Raw genomic sequence first — 18,393 nt, 5'->3', positions numbered from 1 at the left:
AGATATTCATGTTACAATTAAAATACTAAAGGAGAGTGTTTGGGGATGGTAAATAATAAAACATTAGACGTAATTGATGCAATTGGGGAAGTAGTAGGAGTGATTCAAAATAACAAAAAGGCAATTAAAGAAATTAAAGAATGGGTATCAGACCACCACGGAATTACAGGGGGAAGAATTGAACGTATTCTAAATGACTATACTATACTTGAGAATGAAGGAGTGGACAGTAGGGAGGTCGCTCTAATTGCAGAACAATTCTTTACTAAGACAGGTTTAGCGTCAGTTGATCCGAGAAATTGGTACACAGAAGAAGAAATGAAAGAGGTTAGACAATATTCTGAGAGTGTAAATGAAGAAGAATCTTTTCCTGTCACATTAGAACAAGTACTACCTGTGAATCTAAGTAAAGGTATCTTCTCAGCAGTAGTTAGCACAAAGACAATTAAAGCATGGTTAGATTCACAATCACTTTACTATAATCCAGAAATTCAAAGACAACCAACTAAAGAAATTAGACGTGGAAAAGTTAGAATTCGTCCTACTGTACACATGAAAAATGTAAGGGAAATGAAAGCGTTATTGTTAAAAGGTGAATTGATGACAACTTCATTAGCCTTCAATGCTGCTCCACTTACTAATCCTGATGGAGAAGAGTTGACTTATGACGCAAAGACGGGAACACTAACAATTAATGAGGGTACTCGTTTGGATATATTAGATGGATATCATAGATGTTTAGCGAGTCAGGCGGCTCAATTAGAGAACCCAGACTTAAACTTTAACTTTAATGTAATTATTTCTAACTTGTCGACTAGAGAAGCGCAGCAATTTCAGGCACAGCTGGCTCGTGCGACTCCGATTCCAAAGGCTAGAGCGCAAGAATTAGAAGCTTCACGCTTATCAGATCGTGTAGTAGACTTATTAAAATCAGACTCAGAATTGCGAGGTAAGATATCCTCAGGAAGACTCAGACCTGCAAAAGGTGACCTAGTGTCATATAGCATACTGGCAGATGCGATTGAGCGTGAATTCGATATGAAGGTAAGAGTTGATGCTATGAAGGTTGCCGAATTTTTAAAAGAGTACTTTGATTATCTAATTGGATATAATCAAGAGGAATTCACATATAACACAAACAGTGTGAAATCACTGATGAATCAGGACAGGATGTTTGCAGGATATATTGCATTAGCGGCGAAAATGTATAAAAAAGGAATTTCTCCAAACAAAGTGAATGCAATTTTAGAGCAAGTCGACTTCTCACGAGAGAACTCTCTATGGACAGAAATTGGATTCCTTGATAATGAAGGAAAACTTAGTACATCTAGAACTAGTGACAAGAAAATCGCAAAACACTTTAGGGATCTGGAGGTAGAAAAATGATGATGTTAGAGGAGATGAAAGTCATGGAAGAGAAAATTGAAGAAAAGTTTTATAATTATGAGATTAAAAAGGAGTACCTAGAAAGTTTAAATAATGAAATATTAGAAAATGTAGTGGGGTATCTTTTAAGAAATACAGCTAAAACCGAAAAAACAGAAGGCAAAGATTTGTACGATATGACATTAGAAGAAATTGAATCAGTCTTGTATAGCTTGAAACCGTCATCTGAGAAAGCAGCATACTCTAATACATTAAAAATCAGTGATTACATTGACTGGGCTTTTGATCAAGGATATAGAAAATCAAACATTACTCCATTGAGTCTTGTCGATAAAACAGAATGGTCAAAGAAATTTGTAGCTCATTATACAAGAATGTTTTTTACAAGAGAAGAAATTTTAGATATGTGTGATGCACTTCATAACTATGTAGATAAAGCAGTATTATTAGCGACATTTGAAGGTATTGGAGGAAAAGGATATAAAGAATTGCTGAATTTAAGAGTTAAAGATATCGAAGAAGATGTAGATCAAATCTTTTTAACTGTATATGAATCAGAAAACGAAAGTCGAAAAATTGAAATTTCATCTAAATTAGCTAACTTTCTACGTGCAGCAGATACAGAAGATACTTATGTAAGCGGCAATGGAGAAGCGATTGTAAGTAAAGCATCTTATAGTAAATACGAGGATTCAGAATACGTGTTCAAGAAAAGCAGAAGAGGCAAACAATCGACTGAGCTAAACAATTTTTACGTGTTGCGTAAATTTACATTTTTTAAAGACTTCTTCGGTATGACCTATTTAAGAGCAAAAGATATCAGAGCAAGTGGTATGATGTATTTGGCAAATGAATTAGCAGAGGAAACAGAAACGTTAACTAGAGAAGACCTGCACAAAATCGGAAAGCACTATAAAACACCGATGACTAATTCACCAACTGGAAAACATTATAGAAACTTATATGTGATCAGAGAAGTGTTAGACGTCCCAGAATTTGAAGAAATGTACGGATACAAGCTTAAATATCAATAAAAAGAAATTAGAATAAGCTATTCATACACTAATAGACCTAGCAAGCGCACAGAAAGCTGTGCGTAATTATAACTAAAAGAAAACTGTTTAATGTAGCTTGTTTTTAATTTCTTTCCTACAACATAGATATGCATCGAAAGGCATAACAAAGAAATCAAAAAGAACCTATATAGGATTTAAGAATGAATGAGCAATTAGCTATATTTACCAATCTAAATTATCAGCAAAATGATTGACAGATAGTTCGTAAGTTGGTAATCTGTAGTAAGAGATGGTACTATTTTCAATGATCCTCTCTATGAATAAGAAAGAAATGTGCCTAAATATCTATCTATTCCATTAATTTCGTTAATTTGACAGCTAGAGACGGTTATGATATATTTATAGCACACAAAAAAGGGAACGCTTGTTCCGAACATGGAGGGGTATTATTGAAAAATAGCGTAGCAGGTATCATTAAAATTGCATTTGTCGCAAACATCACAGAACAGATATTACAGGAAGAGTTTAATGATTTCTTGATCAGAAGAGGAATCGTGCAGCTTACCAATATGGCTGGCTGTACGATAGATTTAGAGATACATGAACATGAGATTGAGTACTTAGATGTAGCTGAATAGATTAATATAATGGAGTGTTGGTTTTTAAGGTTCAAACTAGCACTCTTACATTATACCTATTAAGTAGTTCAAGACTCCTATAACAGATCAAGGACGATATCACCACGGATTTTAGGAAATTAAAATATATATTAAGGAGTGATTTAATGATGTAAATGTTGCTAAATTTGTTGACGGATGTAAAATAGTGTTATATAGTGGAATTCAATGAAATGTAACTAAGTCGCTGATATAAATAAAATTAAACAATGAGAAGAGGAATATAAATGGATAGATCTACAGGGGCTTTAATTATAGGAATAGCAGACAGAGACTGGTTAATAATGATGAAAGTGATGGGGTTAGACACTCTATCTTTATCACAAGATATGCTAGACAAGATGAGAGAGTGTTTTGAACACGGTCATGCTTGTGGGGGGACGGCTATGGTAGATGCACTGCGTGATGTGATGGAGAACGATATTAGTCTGTTAGAAGATTTGTTTTATCCAGACGATGACATTAAGTGACATTAAAGAGAGAAAGAGTATCAGTATTTAGTCTGGTACTCTATTTTTAAAAGGAGAGAGTTTATATGATGCAGAGAATTAGAGTTCCTATTAACATTTTGAAGTGCTATAGAGAAACTGTAAAAGGCAATGAAAACGCCACGCTAGAGGAAGTTCAAAAGAAATTCACAAGAAATATAAAGCTTGCCGAGAAATATGCTAGGAGTAATGGTAGATCAGGTTATTATTATGTGTATGGAAGCTTACATTTTGCCGTAGATAAACATGGAACAGTTGTTTACATGAGAAATCACAGATATGAAAGTGATTGGAAACAGAAGGAATATTTAAAAGAACATCTAAACAGAATGTTAAAACTTAACAAGGAGGAAGCAAAATGACGGTACTAGGATTTGATCAAGATAACGTCGCGAGAGCAGTGGAAGTAGAGGTTGGGGATAAAGTGGAAGCACAAAAACACTTTGAGGATATTGGATGGACAAGTATTATTTTTCTTGAATAGTAAAGGAAAGTTAAATAGGAGCTTACTATGTGGGGATGTATATAACAGACGACAGACGTTATCACCACGGATTTATGGAGACTAAAAAAACAAAATATAAGATAATAAAGGAGAAGATAAAAATGGGAGAATTAATGATCGGTAACAATTTAGAGGTAAATGGAGTTACAGTCCCAAATATTAATGGAGGTTTTGGAGTAGACAAGAAAGCAATGCTTGCAAAACATATCGCTGAGATTCATGGGAAAGAACTCTCATCAGTCAACAGAGCCGTGAATATGAATAGAGATAGATTTAAAAATAATGTAGATATTATTGATTTAAAAGAAGATACTTTCGCTATGCATCTCGTGCAGAGCGGAATCTTCACTAAAAATGCTGTAAATGCTGCAACAAATATTTACTTGTTATCTGAACGAGGTTATGCAAAATTAATTAAAATATTCAATGACGATAAATCATGGGATATTTATGATGATATGTTAGATCAGTATTTTGATATGCGAGACGGTAACATCGAACCGATTAACAACAAACCCATGTCTCCAGCGGAAATGCTTGTGGTATACGCACAACAATTCCTAGAACAAGAGCAACGTCTTAATAAGATGGAAGAAGAGGCAAAGGAAACGAACAGCAAAGTTGTATATTTAGAAACAGAAATGAACAAAGAAACCGTCTCAGAAGGCTATGTAACGAATGATAATGTTGCAAGGAGTTTGAAACTGTTTTCAGCATCCGATAAACCCCACTCACAATTTGTGGATACAATAGCACAACAATTGAGAATCTATAACACTAGAATCGGATACGTAGATGAATACGTTAAAGTCGTTCGACAAACAGTTACTGGTGGTTTTGTAACAGGGGTAGCTTATTATTCACCAAAGGGAATCGAATTAATTAAAGACTTTGTAGAAAACAAATTCGAGCCTGCACAAACTAACTATATTAGAGGCGAGAAAGCAGGAAAATTTAACACATCTCATTTTAAACTAGGATCAAAGATATTTCGCTTTAGTGAAGAAACACAGAGGATTTATGGTTAAGTAAATAAAAATAAAAACAGACAGTAAACAAAACATTTAGGAGGAATTTAAAATGAATAGTAAATTATTTGGTGTATTAGTTAGTGGAGGAATTATCACTGGGCTACTTCTACTATTTTTCTCAATTGCAATAACAAATCAAAATAAAGCAATTAACTTGGAAGAACAGATTAATGAAAGCTCATCGTCGATTAATGTACAAGAAAAAAGACGAGCAGACTTAATTGTTAATCTCGTTGATACCGTGCAAGCTTACGATGAACATGAAAAAGAGACATTAAAGTTATTAACAGAAGCAAGATCTAAAGCGTCTTCAGGATTAGTAGAAGAGGCGCAATTAACGATTCAGGCGGTAACAGAAGCATATCCAGAGTTAAAATCAATTGAAAACTACAAGACTCTCATGAATGAGTTAGCCACAACAGAAAATCTTATCGCGCAGCATCGGAACAATTACAACGTGCAAGTTAAAGCCTACAGTAAACATATACGCAAATTTCCTAACAAACAGCTGTTAGGGTTAGTAGGATATGAAAGTCTTGATAAAAGCTATATAGATTTTGAAGTCTCCCCTGACGCTCCGACTGATTTATTTAATAAAGGAGAATAATATGAGAGATGTTGAAATTACTAAGCGCGAAATACTAGTAAGTATCATAATTATTCTAATTATGATGGGGTTAGGTTTCTTTTTATCAACTTCTATTCATAATAAAGTCTCGGTTAGTAATGAGAAGTACTTTAAAGCTTTGAAAATTGACAATCTTCCTGAATTGTTTAACTATGCAATTAACACGGAAGTAGGTCATGTGCTTTCTTACGGGAAATTCAAAGCTAATGAACCTGTTTCGGACACTATGATCAAAGGGAAGTACTTCTCTATCAAGAGGATTGAAGAGCATTATGTGATGAAAACAAGAGTAGTCACGTATACAGATTCCAACGGCAAATCACAAACTAAAACCGAAACATATTGGGAATGGGATGAGTGGAAAAGAGATTATTTTCACACTAAGACGTTCAACTATCTTGGAAGAGATTTTAAAATAGGTAAAGTGAAAATAGACAACTATATTTATGGAGACACAGTAAAGAAAAGTACATTTTCAAATATCAGATGGGTGTTTTATGTGATTCCAAAGGAATTTGAAGCTGCACTTTATTCCAATACTTCTGAAGGAACAATCAATCAAAACGAACTGTATGAAAATCAAACAATAGAGAGAGTCATTGAAAGGAAAGAGAGCGGCGCTGATAGGGCAGTTATTCTATTTTGGATTGGGTGGGCTGTTTTGATAGTAGGAGCAGTTGTAATCTTCGTAATGTTAGACAATAAGTTTATAAATAATAAGTAAAATTATATAATATAACCTATATAAGGAGATGGGAAAATGAGTAAAGACAACTTTGGAGACCGTATGAAGGGCTACGAGAACGTTTATAGAGTTACACTACCTAAACGGATGCCAGTAATGATTAGAATTGATGGCAAAGCGTTTCATACCTATACAAAAGGAATGGTTAAGCCATTCGATGAAGATTTAACAAATGCATTCTGGGAGACTTGTAAGTACCTTGCTAAGAATATTATGGGCTGCAAGATTGTATATCACCAGTCGGATGAAATCAGCTTACTTCTCACAAACTACGATAAATTGACAACTCAATCTTGGTTCGATAACAGCCTTCAAAAGATAGCTTCAATCGCATCTTCAATGGCTACAGCTAAGTTTAACGAAGAGATGCGGAAGAGATATCCTGAAAAGCCGTTTGCTATGTTTGATGCTAGAGCATGGGTTTTACCTCATGACGAAGTATGCAACGCCTTCTTATGGAGACAGCAAGATGCCACGAAGAACAGTATTTCAATGGTGGCACAAGCTAACTTTCCTCATAAACAATTACAAGGACTCAATGGAAGCCAGATGCAGGATAAATTGATGCTTGAAAAGAGAATCAATTGGAATGACCTTCCTGTATGGCAGAAGAGGGGTATATGTATCAACAAGCAATACTACGAGAAGAATGGTGCGAAGAGAAGTAAGTGGGAAGTGGATCATGACACCCCTATTTTCTCACAGGACAGAAACTATATTGAGCAGTATGTTTACTTAAACAAGGAAGGAGAGATTTAAAATGAAGATAGATGTAAATGAAGCATTGAATCAGCTTGCAAAAGCTGCAACGGTAGAAAGTGGAAACATGAATTCAATGAGTGGTACAACGGGGACAATGACACGTTTATAGAAGAAAGATTCTATAAAATATTGGATTGGCTTAGCTATGATTATAAGAAGTAGAAGACCAAGTAAAATCTTCATTTTAAAGGAACAAGAATCGCGTAGGTATGCGGTTTATAGAGTGTAATTTTTATGAAAGAGGAGAAATCATGGAATTTAAGTATGGAAGTGGTTTAGTGGCGACTTATGACTTTGGAACATTAAAAGAAGCAATTCTAAATGATAGAGAGCCAATATACATCTATAAAGACGAAGGGTTTACAGAAAATAATATAACAATGTCCATTGAGGAAACTAAGTGGTTAATAGATAAGCTACAAAAGCTTGTTAACACATTTGAGAAGGAGAAGGAAAAATGGGACATATAGTCGAAATTGCTAGAAGTAATGATTTTATCGTTAAAAACTTACACAATTTCAAAGAGGGGCTTAGAGGCTTCAGAGGAGAATTTGGAGAGTTTCAGTTTGATTACCATGGTCTTAAGAGACGCAGTAAGAATGCATATGTTAACGTTTCATCAAGTCACTTTGAACAATGGTTAGAGAATGAGTTAGAGCAGGAAATGGATACGCTAGAGTATATTCAGAAACATATTAAAGAAGGCGAAGAGTGCGTAATTCATTTGATCTCTTACGAGCATCCAATGGATATGAGTATTACAAAGTACAATATCACAGATATTTCTATAAAAGAATATACAATACTTGAATAAGAGGTGATTATAGTTGAAGCTAGATTATGGTTCAGGTAGTCAACCAAGAGAAGGTTATTTGACTTCAGATTTTGTAGGCACACCAAATTATGATTTTTATATAAAGGATTATAGGGTAGTTGGTGCAGCAAGTTATTCTTTCGATACTATATATTGTCGAAATGTTATACATCACATTCCAAATGCGGATATTCCTATGCTATTTAATGAATTTAAAAGATTACTTAAGCAGGACGGAAAGCTGATAATTTCAGAACCAAGAAAAGAATTTCATATGCAAAATAAAATTTTAGATATAATCTGGTACAGATTCTTGAAATATGACAGACGTATTATGATACCTCAAGAGTACGTGGATTATAAACAATATCTATCAGAGTTTGTGATCCTCGAAGTGACAGACGACTTTAATAATGAGGTTGTAACATGCCGACTGGAGCAAGCAGCTAAAGTAGCGGTTTAAGGTTTTGCACATACACAAATTAAACTACGCACGGCTTAGAGCGCGCAAAGTCAAAGATGTATTTATAAAGAGGCAGAGACTTTGAAAAAGACAAAAAACACTGTTCATAACTGGTTTGATGTAGACGGTAGTTTTAGAACTGACAAAGAAATGACATCGACAGAGTTTAATGAATTACTAGATAAGTTTTTAGACAGCAATGACTGGGATCTCGTAGGATCTATTAAATACTCTGAGACCAGTGATAATGACTACAAATAAAGTTTCTATTTGATAAGGAAGTGCAATGTGAAAAAAGATTTGGAATGGACAATAGAAGATACTTTATATGTGATCCGCAATGTACCACATGAGATATATGATGGATATGACGATGGACTAATTGATATGAGTGTAGCAATTAAAGTGTCAATGCTACGAGATTTAATGGTTGAAAATAAAATTCCTCATGATGTTGATTATGAAGTAGTAAAAGATGTGGAATTTTAAGCTAATAAAATTTCCATTTCATAAGGAGGGCTAGAGGTGTTCAATTTAGATGAAAAGACAAGAAGAAATCTTAAAGAGTTGCAGATGCAACATGAAAAATATATGGAAGAGAAGTATGGAAAAGAATTTATGAGCTTCATTAATGGAGAGTTTGAAGTAAGATTGACAGAATCTTTATTAAAACAGTTCGAGGATTTTGCCGAGGTTAAGAAATAATATAAAATTTATATTTGATTGGAGAATGAAAATGGAACAGATACAATCTCATGAGATAAAGGACATTTATAGAGTTAAAGAAGGATTGTTAGTAGAAATTCATAAATATGAGAGTCTTGGATATCATGACTTTTCAAAGAAGAAAGAAAAACGAGTAAGAGGTTGTAAGGGGCTGACTATATTAACTGAGGAATTCACCGATTCTTATGCGAAGAAGACGTATCCAGCTGGAACCTACTATTATCAAAGTGTACCAGTAAAACCCATAGACGATGTAAAACTGTTTAAAGCAGAGATTAAATCAAGTGGGGGATCAATAATGGGTAATTTTGATGAGACTGAAGTAATATTGGAAAGCATTAAAGACATTTTAAATAGTTATTGATATGGTCATGGTAGTTGACATTCTGTTCAAACTAAAGTAAAGTTAAATATAATAATACAAACAAAAGGAGATGGTGAATATGAATAATGTGAGAATGGAAGATAAGGTAAGGTTTGTGAAATGGCTACTAGATAATCATAAAATGAAGAAAAGAGAAGTAGTTTGGATTTTAAACTTTATGTCAGGATCGAAAGAGATTATGAAAAATGTACATTTTGTAGATGATGCTCATCACTGTCCTAGGGCATTAATTATCTCCACCACAGAAACTGATACTGTTTCTTTTAGGTTCTACAAAGGACAGATCATGACAGCCGATGCTGAAAAAGCATATCATGATATCCGTCTCAATAAGAATGATGAATTGTTCATTGGAGTCAACTTTCCTAATAAACACAAGAGCAGTGCATATCTTTCAGTATTAGTAGAGAATCCTTACCTCCCATATAACAAAACTCATCAGGTATCACCAGAAAATGAAGAGATGGTAAATGGTATTGTTGGAGAGTTAGAAAAAATAAATGTGTTGCAAGAGATTGATAAAGCATTAGATAATGGGGACGAGAGACTATTCGCTGATTTATGTGAGATATTAAATAAAATTAAAGTAGATAAAGATGCGGTTGAGAACGTGAATGACACGGTATAAGGTGAGTATGTAGTAAAATACTTGTTGTATTGGAGGTTTAAAAAGTGTTTAGTGATTGGAAAAAGAAAAGACTATTGGAAAAGTTGCAAGAGGAATGTTTTCATGATTACCACACTATTCATAGTTATAAAGTGGAAATAGGATATTATTCTTCTAACGTTGTTACAAGATACGATATGTACTGTCCTATTTGTGATAAAACTATTTACGGTATTGATGAAGTGAGCAAGACTAGACATCTAGAAAGACAAAAAGTAAGGAAAACCTATAAGGAGTCATATTAAAATCAAACAATTATTGGATGTGACTATATGAGAGTTAAAATTGATGGCTTTGAATTAGGAAAGTGCTATTGGATTGTTTTTTCAAACGATAAAGAAATGTATGTGCATTTCTCAAGAAAAAATACTGCTTATGTGGAAACAGCTACAGAGGATGGTAGTTTTGACAAGCAGGTGATCAGTAAAAAAGGTTTCAAGAAGTTAATACGAATCTTGCCAGTAATCAAGGAAGAGATACCAGCAGCTGAGTTGTTTACTAACTCTCATGACTATGAGGATGATTATCAATTTAGCTGGTATGACGACTACGCATGTGAAAATGGATGCTGTGCCTGCTGTGGATGTAGTTGTGGCGACTATTGGGATGATGAGGATCACTGAGACTCGGAAGATCTGAACAATGAATAAAACCAATCTTTTACAAGGAGTGAGAAAATGAATAAAGAGAAAAAGAAGCTGGATTATGACTTGCTGCTCGATGATTGGGCAGAGGAGATTTATCAAATGGCTGATGAACATGCTATCAAAAGAGACGTGTCCGAAACAGGATCATTTAAACATGGCTATCATAAGGGGATGCATGATGCCTTAATTATGTCTTTAGTTAAAGTAACATTCTTGGAGAACAGACGTACAAAGAAATATGTAATTGAGGAGTGAAAGTTATGAGAGAAGTAGAACGAATTGAGCGTATCTTAGGACTTATAAAAGAAATATGGATGAACAATCCTGATTTGAGATTTACGCAGCTACAAGATCACCTTATGCATCAGTATAGTGCATCTAATGAAGATTGCGGGAAACAGTATTTCTATGATAAATATGAAACCGATAAAGGTATACAGTTTACAAAGACTCTCGTTGGGATTGATTTATTTTATGTAGAGGACAATAGTTTTGAGAGGTTTCTTGGAGACTATTTGAAGGGGTTATAACCCTATAAAAGAGGAATTATATCGAAATAGAGCATCATTATGCTCAATTAAAAGAAAGTTATATAATACAATCTATATAACAGGTGAGAGGAAACATCGCAGAGATGCCTAATCAAACAGAGTTTTTAATGGGAGGTCAGAATGATGAATATTGAGCTAAGTGCAGAAGACGTTGACTATGCAGTTGAAATATATCTGGCAATTAAGGGATACCGTTCAGATGCACGTCATTATAGCACTTGTGGAAAAACTGGGGGAACAACTGTAAAATGCACTAACGTTAAGTTGGGTGAAGTAAAAAGTATTGATGAGATTGTAGAACTTGTTAAGAGCAGGTAAAAGAAACGTTTCATTATGAAAGGGAGGAGAATATCAATGAGAGATTATAAAAAGAAAGAAGTGACCATAACAAAAAGTCGACTTCAGAAAGTTGTTTGTAATAAATGTGGCAAACATGATGATGCAAAAGAAGGAATAAATTTAGCTCACTACCAAGAAATCGGTGTCTCTTTCGGATACGGCAGTGATTATGACATGCAATCTTGGAAATTTGATCTCTGTGAAGAATGCTTAGTCGAACTAGTAAAGACATTTAAGATTATTCCTGAAGGCTTTGGACAAGATAGCTACTATGCCAAATATCCAAAAGCCATGTTTGAACATTGGAAAGAGACAGGAGAAGTTAATTTAGAAGCAGGAATGACTTCAGAGGAGATTGAGGCTAGAGGTGGTAGTATTTACGTAGAAGATGGAGATGTCTATGGATTAACTAATAAAGAGAAGTATGGAATAGATTATGAATAGAGTTTATTATTGTGATGGCAGTCAGCATAAAGGGTACGGTAAATTAGGAATTGGAATTGTAAGAGATGATGCAGAATATCATTTTAGCACAAGAGAATTCGATCATGATAAATGCACACATGAAATAGAAGCCATTCGGAAAACAATTGAGATTGCAATTAAAGATGGATTTAATGATATTGTTGTGATAAATGATGATAGAGGTTTAGTGAGAAAGATTCAAGAAATTAAACAAGATAGAAAAATAACTAGTAGAGCTTTGAAGAAAAAGAGGAATTCAAGAGTTTGGTTAAGCTAATTAAAGATCATAATGTGCAGGTTAGAGAGCCCAAAACAACAGAAGATAAAATAAATATTAAGAGATGTCATCATTTAAGTAGAAGATATATGCTATGAGGAGGAAGTATAATGGACATGAAAATACCCGAATACAATACACTTTTTCATAAATGGTATGAAGACAGATTTAATGAAAAGCTTACAATTAGCTATACAGATATTTATAAATTATTGAATGAGGAGAATCATTTTATGTTGGGAGAGTTTGTAAAAACGTTTCAACAAGAGTTTGATGAGTATTGGAAGGAACGCTGTAATACAGAAATTGACTTAGAGAAATATGGATTTTAATACCCGATAAAATATGGCTTTACAAGGAGACGGATAGGATGAGTAATAAGATTATTAACGAGTTAGTGGCTACCAAAGTCATGGACTGGAGTCATCAAACTTTAATGAATAATGATGAGGGCTTGCATTACTACGCTTCTTACTGGGTGGATAAAGATGGAACGAAACAGAAACCTGTGAACTTCTTTAGTCCTTCAACTAATCTTCAAGATGCTTGGATCGTTGCAGAAAAGTTAGGAATTGTACTAATCCCTCAAACTAATGGTGACAAATTTAACTGGTACGCATGTGATGTAGAGAGTGTTTCTCATCGTGGCGATGAGATTGCTATAGTACCGTCAAATAATTCAGGAATACAAACTGAATTAGCACCAAGATCAATTTGTTTTGCCGCTTTGGAATCAGTTGGAGTAAAAGTAGACGCGTATAATACAGAAGACTGAACACATGAGCATCAAGGAGAGTGATAGCGTGAATAAGGTAGGAATATACTTCTCAAAAGTATTTGCCAGTATTGGAGACATATTAAATCTGTCACCATTCAAGATAGAAAGAGTCAAATATGATAAGGAATTTTCATATAAATCTGATGAAGAAGCATTGAGATCAGACTGGGAAGTTGTAGGAGAAGAATTGCGAAAAGTTATGAATGTTAAGGATGATAAATAATGTTTTACTTTAGTGTCTTATTCGTATTACTGTCTATTCCTTGTTGGTTCAAGTCAATGCATCTTTTCAATTTCAAATATAATTTTAAAGATGGATGGAAGTGGCTAGGAATAAGTTGGTTATTGCTTGTACTAGGAATTTTAATTAGTTAGAAGAGGAGGGAGCAGTATGATGTATTGGGCAGGTTGTAACTACTATATAAACCAAGGAAATAATGATCATGAGCCAATTGGAACAGCTACATCGATGCATGACTGTGGAGGCTGTGACAGATTAAATGACTGTCTAATTAAAATGAACACAGACACTTGGGAAATTAACGATGGTATAGTTAAAGAGATGGATCGAAAATGGAGAGAAATGCATTCTTAATAAAACATGCAATTTATAAGGTGGAATAGAAAGGAATGAAATTGAGTGATAGAAAAGATTCTAGTTTTTGAAGTCGATGGAATACGTTCCACAATCCCTAAATCCTACAAAGAAGAGCCGTCTAAAGAACAGGTTGTAAGCGATATAAAAGAATGGTTTTTTGAAAGTCATTGTATGTGGTTTGCGGTGAAAGAAAACGGTATTGAATCAAATTTAGAAGATTGGCTAAATGAATAAAACGAAGATATTATTAGGAGATGATATAAATGATAAATAGGTATGCAATTAAAATGAAAAATGGAACATTCTTATCCCTGCCTTTCTATGACGTTTCTCAGGAGCATATCTGGGCTTTTACAGTGGGCTTGCCAGTAGATGCTGAGTTGTTTAAAACAAAAAATGATGCCGAGATGTTTTTAAAAGACATTTTAAATGGTGGATTAAGTATATTAGTTGGTTTCGAGGACAGTAACCCACCTTTTGAAGTAGTCGAGTTAGAAGTTAACTATCAAGTAAAATGACAATATTATTAGGAGGAAACAATGAAAAAAGATTTTATAATAAAGAATACAAACATCGTGATCAAAGAGGTCCCAACTATTATTAATGATTATGGCTATTTCTATAGCAGTGAAGTTACAGATAATGTGCTTGAGTTAGCAAAAAAGATTCATAAGGGAGAGCTTCCTAATGGAGTTGCTTATGAAGAGCACTATGGGGACAGCCTGAATGCGAGAGAAAATTCTTTGTGGAACGAAAAAGCTGAAAACTTTTTAAAACAATTTGGTATAGCTGTAACGGATATTCAAGGTAATTATAGGAATCCAGTTGAAGTTCTTTTGGATATCAAAGATGTATCAAGCAAGCTTTCTGAACACAGAAAAGATATAGTGAAACAATTTTTCACTTAAATAATATTTAGTAAGGGGGGTTAAAACATGCGATCCAATATTAAACATGGATTATGGGCAAAATATAAACTTGGCAAAGAAGAACTAATTGGTGTAGTTGAGGATGCTGGAGATGATCTATATTGGTTTAATACAATGGAACGTTTACAAGCCAAGAGAGCCGATCTTCTACTGGGCGAAGACGATATTACACTTCTTGAGGTTGATCTATTTGAAGAGGATATAGAATTTCTAATAGAGTTGTCGTTACAAGTTAATGACAAAATGTGGTTTGAAGAGCTAACTTCTAAAAGGTTAAATATAATTAAATAATCTAAAACGGTGAGGGGGATTGCTGTGAAGAAGGAGATTATAAAGCAAGCGATAAAGGAAATGTTTTTGAATGATGAATTAGAGATATGCGTTAGATTAAGCAACATCTACACAAACGGAATTTCGGTTACAACAGATGTCATTATAGACGGTGAGATTGTTGGTGGCAGCTTTGAAGAGGTCTACTTAGATAATATCAAGTAAAACAAAGGATTTACACATAAAAGGAGAGCTGTAACAATGGAGCTTATTTGTACAAAAGAGCTAGAGGGTTTCACGGAAGGTAAATTATATCGTCTGATGGGTTGTGGTGGCGAATACGTGCAACTACAAGATGATAAAGGAGAAATAGTCATAGTATTAGAAAGCTATTTTATGTCAAGTTAGAATTTTGTATGTGATCAGGAGGTCTACGTATGAGCTATATACAACTATTTCCGTTAGAGTTTTGGAAAGTTACTAAGAGGTTGGTTGTACTTTTAGGAGTTCCTGTTTTAGCATATACTATGGTGTTTTACACACCAGATGTCCATACATATTCATTGTGGGCAAAGATTGCTTCTTATATATTGTTAGGAGTTCTTATTGTTATAGCAATACCTGCAATATTATCTTGGATTTTCATTGATCCATTTTTAGTAAAATAAAGGTTTTAAGGGGGAGTTATTAGCATGAAATTTCTATTTGGTTCTCAGAACTTTGGATTAGATACAGCAGAAAGCGATAAAGACTATGTAGAATTTGTCTATCCTTCTGTTAGGGAATTATGCAAGCCTATCCCATCTGCTAAAGAGTACAAGCAAGAGGATGGATCGATTATAAAACAGATTGACATACGTTCTATCCCTGCACTATTTTACAAGTCTAATTTAGATACTTTGCAACTTTTGTATTCGAAAGAAGTTATTGACGGAGGAATCGTTCAAGGTTTCTTTAGAACTCATAAAGAGCAATTAAGCAGAATTAATATTCCTCGACTCTATCAGTCAGTTATGGGGAGTGCTAAGAATAGATTCAAGAAAGGCACATCTAAAGATTTATGCCATATTATTTTTGGATTTAAACTGCTGAATCAATTTCATGGTCAAGGGTTCACTGACCTTGAGGCTTCATTTGCTCATGATGACCACAAGCTATATCACGACATTAGAGGTGGCGTGATGAGCTATGAAGGAGCTTTGTTATACGCCAAAGAATTAGAGTTGGATTGTATCGAACTAAAAGAGTTTTATATGAAGCAGAAGCCAGATGATGATTTAAAGGAATTTATGGATTGTTATTTTGGGAAGATAGTTGTAGAACGTCTAAAAGAGCAATAAAAACGGTATTTGAAAGGAAATGAATATGTACAACATCTGTACAAGCTGCGATAAAAATTATATAGAAGAGGATGAAACAATCTGTACCGAATGTCATGTGTTTGATTTGGAGACAGTTGAACACTTTGATAGATACTGGAGCATGGTTGGAGTTGAAGATGTAGATTTGGAAGATGTAGATATACACATAAAAGAGTAGTTTTATAGGGAGGTAGAATTATGTATTGGGTTATAATGCAGAGTTATAGTCACATAATCTGTGTAAGAGTTAAAGAATTTACGGATGAAATCAAAGAGTCTTTAGAATGGGTAAGAGGTGGTTATGAAGTTGTTTTAGCAACAGAAAGTCCAGTGTTTATTGAAACAAATTTAATTGATGTAGAAGAAAAGGAAAATTTCCTTGAAGAGTCGAGAATATCTCAATTTAGTTATTTCAATGTCAATAAAGAAGACAAAAGAATAATCGAAAAGAGTTTCGAAGTTATTTCAGAAGTGCTAATAAAAGAAAGCTATCTTTGAGTCTAACATCAAAGGTAATTTTCAAGGAGAGTGGAACTATGGAATGGTGGGGTGTCTATCTTCATGGAGATCGGAAGAAACGATACTTATCCTCTATTTCAAAGAGTCGAGCGAAAGAATTAAGTAATAGTTTAAATATGAGGAATTTAGACAAGCAAGATGTTTATTTTGTTGCTATGGAACAACGCCTGCTCACTGATGAAAAGTATTTAGGAGAGAGGATTTATTAGTAATGAGATTGAACCCTACCAAGAGAATACTTCTTATTTTCTCTATATTGTTCGTGTTATGCGGATGTGAAGAATCACAAAGAAGTGAGAGCACAAAAAGTGAGCCTAAAATTTTATTAACAAAAGAAAATGCAAAAGGACATCATGTTGATATGTATCTTAGAAGCGATGCCTACTCCGAATGTAATCGTATGGGTCGTAAATTGAAAGTAGGAAAATCAGCTGCTAATGTAACTAATAATCATCATTTTATTGTTCAGAATGAAGAAAAGAGTATTAAGGCTATATTAGTCTGTGAGCACGGTTACTCAGAAAGATTGAATATGTGGGCTTATGCAAGTTACGATACTGAAACTAAGCCAGTACATTATATTATGAGCAAGAAGCACGATGAAAATAATAAGTTAATTGCACTTAAATTATTAGAGAAAAGAGTAATAATTAAGTAGCACTCAGTTTGATTAGGAGGAGCATTAATGAATATTTACGAGAGACTGCGTTTCTTAGCAATGGGTGGAAAGAATGCTTATTTACACACTTCAAAAGAAAATAAGAAAACGACAGAATTACAGGATTTCCTTGATTTTATATATTGGAGTAATCCAGAATTCTATAAGAAGTTCCATTAAAATCTAAATTTGACTGGGAGTGAGATTGTGAAATTTAAAGCATGCAAGTATTTGAGTTTTGATGCTGAGAAATATAGTTGCGAATTAGTGCAAGTCTCTGACCATTTAGGATGGCAAAGAACTGACCCAACAAGACAGGTTTAGCTTGTCAACAGTGTACGCTGAGAGGAAGAGTTGTTTATCCACAAGGATGTATCGGGAAAGATAGAGTGCAGTGTAGTGACTATGAGGAAATTGATTTTGACTGATAAAAATCTAATTATTAGAGGAGTGTAAGAATGGACAACAAGCCGATAGCGAAAGCAATCGTTGGAAGTGTTGGCGCTTTATCTGTTTTTGGTGCATGTGCAATCACAGGTTCGATATCAGGATTGTGGGGATTGTTTCTAGTTATGTGGATGATGGATATAATCTAAAAGATAATGATTAACCAATAAAAAATCTACTTCGGATGGAAGTGAGGATATGTATTATAATTTTGCAGAAATAATGAAAATGCTTCTTGACGGAAAGTTTCATGTAGGGCAA

Annotated in this window: 41 protein-coding genes; all 41 read left to right on the top strand. The window is 34.1% G+C overall.

The window, feature by feature from the left end:
• The first annotated feature begins 45 nt into the window (after positions 1-45).
• The 41 genes from MKY93_RS12245 to MKY93_RS12045 all read left to right on the top strand — a co-directional run bounded on the left by MKY93_RS12245 (position 46) and on the right by MKY93_RS12045 (position 18,281).
• Positions 46-1,386 carry a DNA sulfur modification protein DndB gene (locus tag MKY93_RS12245; RefSeq protein ID WP_340759281.1) on the top strand — a complete coding sequence of 447 codons (1,341 nt, stop codon included), beginning with the start codon at positions 46-48 and terminating at the stop codon, positions 1,384-1,386.
• Entirely contained in the window at positions 1,383-2,420 is a 1,038-nt protein-coding gene (locus MKY93_RS12240; RefSeq protein WP_340759280.1) for a phage lytic cycle repressor MrpR family protein, read from the top strand. Before MKY93_RS12245 ends, MKY93_RS12240 begins: the two co-directional genes overlap by 4 nt.
• Before the next feature lie 431 nt (positions 2,421-2,851).
• The gene (locus tag MKY93_RS12235) at positions 2,852-3,040 is read left to right on the top strand and encodes a hypothetical protein (RefSeq protein ID WP_340759279.1); all 189 of its coding nucleotides are present in this window, start codon (positions 2,852-2,854) and stop codon (positions 3,038-3,040) included.
• 266 nt (positions 3,041-3,306) lie between these two features.
• Positions 3,307-3,549 carry a hypothetical protein gene (locus MKY93_RS12230; protein ID WP_340759278.1) on the top strand — a complete coding sequence of 81 codons (243 nt, stop codon included), beginning with the start codon at positions 3,307-3,309 and terminating at the stop codon, positions 3,547-3,549.
• A gap of 65 nt (positions 3,550-3,614) precedes the next feature.
• Positions 3,615-3,929, top strand: a complete 315-nt coding sequence (locus tag MKY93_RS12225; protein WP_340759277.1) for a hypothetical protein — start codon at positions 3,615-3,617, stop codon at positions 3,927-3,929.
• Positions 3,926-4,051, top strand: a complete 126-nt coding sequence (locus MKY93_RS12220) for a hypothetical protein (RefSeq protein ID WP_340759276.1) — start codon at positions 3,926-3,928, stop codon at positions 4,049-4,051. The genes MKY93_RS12225 and MKY93_RS12220 overlap by 4 nt, the downstream gene beginning before the upstream one ends.
• A 122-nt stretch (positions 4,052-4,173) precedes the next feature.
• A complete protein-coding gene (locus tag MKY93_RS12215; RefSeq protein WP_340759275.1) occupies positions 4,174-5,100 on the top strand; it encodes an ORF6N domain-containing protein in 927 nt (308 codons plus the stop codon).
• A 52-nt stretch (positions 5,101-5,152) separates the two neighbouring features.
• Positions 5,153-5,710, top strand: coding sequence for a LemA family protein (locus MKY93_RS12210; RefSeq protein ID WP_340759274.1), 558 nt, complete (start codon positions 5,153-5,155; stop codon positions 5,708-5,710).
• A gap of 1 nt (position 5,711) precedes the next feature.
• Positions 5,712-6,455: a hypothetical protein gene (locus MKY93_RS12205; RefSeq protein WP_340759273.1), complete on the top strand. Its 744-nt coding sequence runs from the start codon at positions 5,712-5,714 to the stop codon at positions 6,453-6,455.
• Between the two features lie 36 nt (positions 6,456-6,491).
• Positions 6,492-7,235, top strand: a complete 744-nt coding sequence (locus MKY93_RS12200) for a tRNA(His) guanylyltransferase Thg1 family protein (RefSeq protein WP_340759272.1) — start codon at positions 6,492-6,494, stop codon at positions 7,233-7,235.
• Positions 7,236-7,489: 254 nt separating this feature from the next.
• Positions 7,490-7,708, top strand: a complete 219-nt coding sequence (locus MKY93_RS12195; protein ID WP_340759271.1) for a hypothetical protein — start codon at positions 7,490-7,492, stop codon at positions 7,706-7,708.
• Positions 7,696-8,052, top strand: a complete 357-nt coding sequence (locus MKY93_RS12190; RefSeq protein WP_340759270.1) for a hypothetical protein — start codon at positions 7,696-7,698, stop codon at positions 8,050-8,052. The genes MKY93_RS12195 and MKY93_RS12190 overlap by 13 nt, the downstream gene beginning before the upstream one ends.
• 13 nt (positions 8,053-8,065) lie before the next feature.
• Positions 8,066-8,515 (top strand): class I SAM-dependent methyltransferase, encoded by a 450-nt coding sequence (locus tag MKY93_RS12185; protein ID WP_340759269.1) that lies wholly within the window; start codon positions 8,066-8,068, stop codon positions 8,513-8,515.
• An 81-nt stretch (positions 8,516-8,596) separates the two neighbouring features.
• Positions 8,597-8,776: a hypothetical protein gene (locus MKY93_RS12180; RefSeq protein ID WP_340759268.1), complete on the top strand. Its 180-nt coding sequence runs from the start codon at positions 8,597-8,599 to the stop codon at positions 8,774-8,776.
• A gap of 27 nt (positions 8,777-8,803) precedes the next feature.
• On the top strand, positions 8,804-9,004 hold the full coding sequence (locus tag MKY93_RS12175) for a hypothetical protein (protein ID WP_340759267.1): 201 nt from the start codon (positions 8,804-8,806) through the stop codon (positions 9,002-9,004).
• A gap of 36 nt (positions 9,005-9,040) precedes the next feature.
• The gene (locus tag MKY93_RS12170) at positions 9,041-9,220 is read left to right on the top strand and encodes a hypothetical protein (protein ID WP_340759266.1); all 180 of its coding nucleotides are present in this window, start codon (positions 9,041-9,043) and stop codon (positions 9,218-9,220) included.
• A 31-nt stretch (positions 9,221-9,251) separates the two neighbouring features.
• Positions 9,252-9,605, top strand: a complete 354-nt coding sequence (locus MKY93_RS12165) for a hypothetical protein (protein WP_340759265.1) — start codon at positions 9,252-9,254, stop codon at positions 9,603-9,605.
• A 79-nt stretch (positions 9,606-9,684) separates the two neighbouring features.
• Positions 9,685-10,254, top strand: a complete 570-nt coding sequence (locus MKY93_RS12160) for a ReoY family proteolytic degradation factor (RefSeq protein ID WP_340759264.1) — start codon at positions 9,685-9,687, stop codon at positions 10,252-10,254.
• Positions 10,255-10,298: 44 nt separating this feature from the next.
• Positions 10,299-10,538, top strand: coding sequence for a hypothetical protein (locus tag MKY93_RS12155; RefSeq protein WP_340759263.1), 240 nt, complete (start codon positions 10,299-10,301; stop codon positions 10,536-10,538).
• 27 nt (positions 10,539-10,565) lie between these two features.
• Positions 10,566-10,916: a hypothetical protein gene (locus MKY93_RS12150; protein WP_340759262.1), complete on the top strand. Its 351-nt coding sequence runs from the start codon at positions 10,566-10,568 to the stop codon at positions 10,914-10,916.
• Between the two features lie 54 nt (positions 10,917-10,970).
• Positions 10,971-11,195, top strand: coding sequence for a hypothetical protein (locus MKY93_RS12145; protein WP_340759261.1), 225 nt, complete (start codon positions 10,971-10,973; stop codon positions 11,193-11,195).
• 5 nt (positions 11,196-11,200) lie between these two features.
• Positions 11,201-11,470, top strand: coding sequence for a hypothetical protein (locus MKY93_RS12140; protein ID WP_340759260.1), 270 nt, complete (start codon positions 11,201-11,203; stop codon positions 11,468-11,470).
• A 144-nt stretch (positions 11,471-11,614) separates the two neighbouring features.
• Entirely contained in the window at positions 11,615-11,809 is a 195-nt protein-coding gene (locus MKY93_RS12135; RefSeq protein WP_340759259.1) for a hypothetical protein, read from the top strand.
• A gap of 36 nt (positions 11,810-11,845) precedes the next feature.
• A complete protein-coding gene (locus MKY93_RS12130) occupies positions 11,846-12,274 on the top strand; it encodes a hypothetical protein (protein ID WP_340759258.1) in 429 nt (142 codons plus the stop codon).
• Positions 12,267-12,572, top strand: a complete 306-nt coding sequence (locus MKY93_RS12125) for a reverse transcriptase-like protein (RefSeq protein WP_340759257.1) — start codon at positions 12,267-12,269, stop codon at positions 12,570-12,572. Before MKY93_RS12130 ends, MKY93_RS12125 begins: the two co-directional genes overlap by 8 nt.
• A gap of 110 nt (positions 12,573-12,682) precedes the next feature.
• Positions 12,683-12,904, top strand: coding sequence for a hypothetical protein (locus MKY93_RS12120; RefSeq protein WP_340759256.1), 222 nt, complete (start codon positions 12,683-12,685; stop codon positions 12,902-12,904).
• Between the two features lie 38 nt (positions 12,905-12,942).
• Positions 12,943-13,347, top strand: coding sequence for a BC1872 family protein (locus tag MKY93_RS12115; RefSeq protein WP_340759255.1), 405 nt, complete (start codon positions 12,943-12,945; stop codon positions 13,345-13,347).
• Positions 13,348-13,375: 28 nt separating this feature from the next.
• Positions 13,376-13,573 (top strand): hypothetical protein, encoded by a 198-nt coding sequence (locus MKY93_RS12110; RefSeq protein WP_340759254.1) that lies wholly within the window; start codon positions 13,376-13,378, stop codon positions 13,571-13,573.
• 168 nt (positions 13,574-13,741) lie between these two features.
• The gene (locus MKY93_RS12105) at positions 13,742-13,945 is read left to right on the top strand and encodes a hypothetical protein (RefSeq protein ID WP_340759253.1); all 204 of its coding nucleotides are present in this window, start codon (positions 13,742-13,744) and stop codon (positions 13,943-13,945) included.
• A gap of 45 nt (positions 13,946-13,990) precedes the next feature.
• On the top strand, positions 13,991-14,182 hold the full coding sequence (locus MKY93_RS12100) for a hypothetical protein (RefSeq protein ID WP_340759252.1): 192 nt from the start codon (positions 13,991-13,993) through the stop codon (positions 14,180-14,182).
• A gap of 29 nt (positions 14,183-14,211) precedes the next feature.
• Entirely contained in the window at positions 14,212-14,466 is a 255-nt protein-coding gene (locus MKY93_RS12095; RefSeq protein WP_340759251.1) for a hypothetical protein, read from the top strand.
• 21 nt (positions 14,467-14,487) lie between these two features.
• The gene (locus MKY93_RS12090) at positions 14,488-14,856 is read left to right on the top strand and encodes a hypothetical protein (protein ID WP_340759250.1); all 369 of its coding nucleotides are present in this window, start codon (positions 14,488-14,490) and stop codon (positions 14,854-14,856) included.
• Between the two features lie 27 nt (positions 14,857-14,883).
• Complete coding sequence (locus MKY93_RS12085) at positions 14,884-15,168, top strand: hypothetical protein (protein ID WP_340759249.1); 285 nt, start codon at positions 14,884-14,886, stop codon at positions 15,166-15,168.
• A gap of 24 nt (positions 15,169-15,192) precedes the next feature.
• Positions 15,193-15,372: a hypothetical protein gene (locus tag MKY93_RS12080; protein ID WP_340759248.1), complete on the top strand. Its 180-nt coding sequence runs from the start codon at positions 15,193-15,195 to the stop codon at positions 15,370-15,372.
• 212 nt (positions 15,373-15,584) lie between these two features.
• Entirely contained in the window at positions 15,585-15,815 is a 231-nt protein-coding gene (locus MKY93_RS12075) for a hypothetical protein (protein ID WP_340759247.1), read from the top strand.
• 24 nt (positions 15,816-15,839) lie between these two features.
• On the top strand, positions 15,840-16,487 hold the full coding sequence (locus MKY93_RS12070; protein ID WP_340759246.1) for a hypothetical protein: 648 nt from the start codon (positions 15,840-15,842) through the stop codon (positions 16,485-16,487).
• Positions 16,488-16,706: 219 nt separating this feature from the next.
• On the top strand, positions 16,707-17,006 hold the full coding sequence (locus MKY93_RS12065; protein ID WP_340759245.1) for a hypothetical protein: 300 nt from the start codon (positions 16,707-16,709) through the stop codon (positions 17,004-17,006).
• A 38-nt stretch (positions 17,007-17,044) separates the two neighbouring features.
• Positions 17,045-17,236 carry a hypothetical protein gene (locus tag MKY93_RS12060; protein ID WP_340759244.1) on the top strand — a complete coding sequence of 64 codons (192 nt, stop codon included), beginning with the start codon at positions 17,045-17,047 and terminating at the stop codon, positions 17,234-17,236.
• 2 nt (positions 17,237-17,238) lie between these two features.
• Entirely contained in the window at positions 17,239-17,685 is a 447-nt protein-coding gene (locus tag MKY93_RS12055) for a hypothetical protein (protein WP_340759243.1), read from the top strand.
• A 27-nt stretch (positions 17,686-17,712) separates the two neighbouring features.
• On the top strand, positions 17,713-17,865 hold the full coding sequence (locus tag MKY93_RS12050; RefSeq protein WP_340759242.1) for a hypothetical protein: 153 nt from the start codon (positions 17,713-17,715) through the stop codon (positions 17,863-17,865).
• Positions 17,866-18,143: 278 nt separating this feature from the next.
• Entirely contained in the window at positions 18,144-18,281 is a 138-nt protein-coding gene (locus MKY93_RS12045) for a hypothetical protein (RefSeq protein WP_340759241.1), read from the top strand.
• Positions 18,282-18,393 lie beyond the last annotated feature (112 nt).

This window comes from Sporosarcina sp. FSL W7-1283, assembly GCF_038003105.1.
GTDB classification, from domain to species: domain Bacteria; phylum Bacillota; class Bacilli; order Bacillales_A; family Planococcaceae; genus Sporosarcina; species Sporosarcina newyorkensis.
Note: the sequence above shows the minus strand (reverse complement) of the source record. Positions and strands in the feature narration are given on the sequence as shown.

Excerpts from the sequence above, each read along its gene's own strand:
- MKY93_RS12120 (WP_340759256.1), top strand. The coding sequence starts at position 12,683 with ATGGACATGAAAATACCCGAATACAATACACTTTTTCATAAATGGTAT.
- MKY93_RS12215 (WP_340759275.1), top strand. The coding sequence starts at position 4,174 with ATGGGAGAATTAATGATCGGTAACAATTTAGAGGTAAATGGAGTTACA.
- MKY93_RS12075 (WP_340759247.1), top strand. The coding sequence starts at position 15,585 with ATGAGCTATATACAACTATTTCCGTTAGAGTTTTGGAAAGTTACTAAG.
- MKY93_RS12105 (WP_340759253.1), top strand. The coding sequence starts at position 13,742 with ATGATGTATTGGGCAGGTTGTAACTACTATATAAACCAAGGAAATAAT.
- MKY93_RS12195 (WP_340759271.1), top strand. The coding sequence starts at position 7,490 with ATGGAATTTAAGTATGGAAGTGGTTTAGTGGCGACTTATGACTTTGGA.
- MKY93_RS12225 (WP_340759277.1), top strand. The coding sequence starts at position 3,615 with ATGATGCAGAGAATTAGAGTTCCTATTAACATTTTGAAGTGCTATAGA.
- MKY93_RS12145 (WP_340759261.1), top strand. The coding sequence starts at position 10,971 with ATGAATAAAGAGAAAAAGAAGCTGGATTATGACTTGCTGCTCGATGAT.
- MKY93_RS12210 (WP_340759274.1), top strand. The coding sequence starts at position 5,153 with ATGAATAGTAAATTATTTGGTGTATTAGTTAGTGGAGGAATTATCACT.
- MKY93_RS12160 (WP_340759264.1), top strand. The coding sequence starts at position 9,685 with ATGAATAATGTGAGAATGGAAGATAAGGTAAGGTTTGTGAAATGGCTA.
- MKY93_RS12230 (WP_340759278.1), top strand. The coding sequence starts at position 3,307 with ATGGATAGATCTACAGGGGCTTTAATTATAGGAATAGCAGACAGAGAC.
- MKY93_RS12055 (WP_340759243.1), top strand. The coding sequence starts at position 17,239 with ATGAGATTGAACCCTACCAAGAGAATACTTCTTATTTTCTCTATATTG.
- MKY93_RS12125 (WP_340759257.1), top strand. The coding sequence starts at position 12,267 with ATGAATAGAGTTTATTATTGTGATGGCAGTCAGCATAAAGGGTACGGT.
- MKY93_RS12045 (WP_340759241.1), top strand. The coding sequence starts at position 18,144 with ATGGACAACAAGCCGATAGCGAAAGCAATCGTTGGAAGTGTTGGCGCT.
- MKY93_RS12150 (WP_340759262.1), top strand. The coding sequence starts at position 10,566 with ATGAGAGTTAAAATTGATGGCTTTGAATTAGGAAAGTGCTATTGGATT.
- MKY93_RS12095 (WP_340759251.1), top strand. The coding sequence starts at position 14,212 with ATGATAAATAGGTATGCAATTAAAATGAAAAATGGAACATTCTTATCC.
- MKY93_RS12135 (WP_340759259.1), top strand. The coding sequence starts at position 11,615 with ATGAATATTGAGCTAAGTGCAGAAGACGTTGACTATGCAGTTGAAATA.
- MKY93_RS12050 (WP_340759242.1), top strand. The coding sequence starts at position 17,713 with ATGAATATTTACGAGAGACTGCGTTTCTTAGCAATGGGTGGAAAGAAT.
- MKY93_RS12205 (WP_340759273.1), top strand. The coding sequence starts at position 5,712 with ATGAGAGATGTTGAAATTACTAAGCGCGAAATACTAGTAAGTATCATA.
- MKY93_RS12070 (WP_340759246.1), top strand. The coding sequence starts at position 15,840 with ATGAAATTTCTATTTGGTTCTCAGAACTTTGGATTAGATACAGCAGAA.
- MKY93_RS12130 (WP_340759258.1), top strand. The coding sequence starts at position 11,846 with ATGAGAGATTATAAAAAGAAAGAAGTGACCATAACAAAAAGTCGACTT.
- MKY93_RS12200 (WP_340759272.1), top strand. The coding sequence starts at position 6,492 with ATGAGTAAAGACAACTTTGGAGACCGTATGAAGGGCTACGAGAACGTT.
- MKY93_RS12190 (WP_340759270.1), top strand. The coding sequence starts at position 7,696 with ATGGGACATATAGTCGAAATTGCTAGAAGTAATGATTTTATCGTTAAA.
- MKY93_RS12245 (WP_340759281.1), top strand. The coding sequence starts at position 46 with ATGGTAAATAATAAAACATTAGACGTAATTGATGCAATTGGGGAAGTA.
- MKY93_RS12240 (WP_340759280.1), top strand. The coding sequence starts at position 1,383 with ATGATGATGTTAGAGGAGATGAAAGTCATGGAAGAGAAAATTGAAGAA.
- MKY93_RS12085 (WP_340759249.1), top strand. The coding sequence starts at position 14,884 with ATGCGATCCAATATTAAACATGGATTATGGGCAAAATATAAACTTGGC.
- MKY93_RS12090 (WP_340759250.1), top strand. The coding sequence starts at position 14,488 with ATGAAAAAAGATTTTATAATAAAGAATACAAACATCGTGATCAAAGAG.
- MKY93_RS12060 (WP_340759244.1), top strand. The coding sequence starts at position 17,045 with ATGGAATGGTGGGGTGTCTATCTTCATGGAGATCGGAAGAAACGATAC.
- MKY93_RS12220 (WP_340759276.1), top strand. The coding sequence starts at position 3,926 with ATGACGGTACTAGGATTTGATCAAGATAACGTCGCGAGAGCAGTGGAA.
- MKY93_RS12065 (WP_340759245.1), top strand. The coding sequence starts at position 16,707 with ATGTATTGGGTTATAATGCAGAGTTATAGTCACATAATCTGTGTAAGA.
- MKY93_RS12165 (WP_340759265.1), top strand. The coding sequence starts at position 9,252 with ATGGAACAGATACAATCTCATGAGATAAAGGACATTTATAGAGTTAAA.
- MKY93_RS12115 (WP_340759255.1), top strand. The coding sequence starts at position 12,943 with ATGAGTAATAAGATTATTAACGAGTTAGTGGCTACCAAAGTCATGGAC.
- MKY93_RS12140 (WP_340759260.1), top strand. The coding sequence starts at position 11,201 with ATGAGAGAAGTAGAACGAATTGAGCGTATCTTAGGACTTATAAAAGAA.